Below are 465 nucleotides of genomic sequence, written 5' to 3'. Positions count from 1 at the left end.
CCTACGGGGGGCTGCAGTAGGGAATCTTCCGCAATGGACGAAAGTCTGACGGAGCAACGCCGCGTGAGTGATGAAGGTTTTCGGATCGTAAAACTCTGTTGTTAGGGAAGAACAAGTACTAGAGTAACTGCTAGTACCTTGACGGTACCTAACCAGAAAGCCCCGGCTAACTACGTGCCAGCAGCCGCGGTAAGACGTGGGGGGCCAGCGTTGCTCGGAATTACTGGGTGTATAGGGTTCGTAGGCGGTGTGGCAAGTCGGGAGTGAAATCTCTGGGCTTAACTCAGGGGCTGCTTCCGAAACTGCCGTGCTAGAGTGTGGGAGAGGCGCGTGGAATTGCAGGTGTAGCGGTGAAATGCGTAGATATCTGCAGGAACACCCGTGGCGAAAGCGGCGCGCTGGACCACTACTGACGCTGAGGAACGAAAGCTAGGGGTGCAAACAGGATTAGATACCCTTGTAGTC

1 rRNA gene is annotated in these 465 nt (G+C 55.3%); it reads left to right on the top strand.

Going from position 1 to position 465, the window contains the following annotated elements:
* Positions 1 to 465 (top strand): 16S ribosomal RNA (locus tag KUA11_RS17110); the annotation flags it as partial.

This window comes from Acetobacter estunensis, assembly GCF_019083805.1.
Classification (GTDB): Bacteria; Pseudomonadota; Alphaproteobacteria; order Acetobacterales; family Acetobacteraceae; genus Acetobacter; species Acetobacter estunensis_A.
Note: the sequence above shows the minus strand (reverse complement) of the source record. Positions and strands in the feature narration are given on the sequence as shown.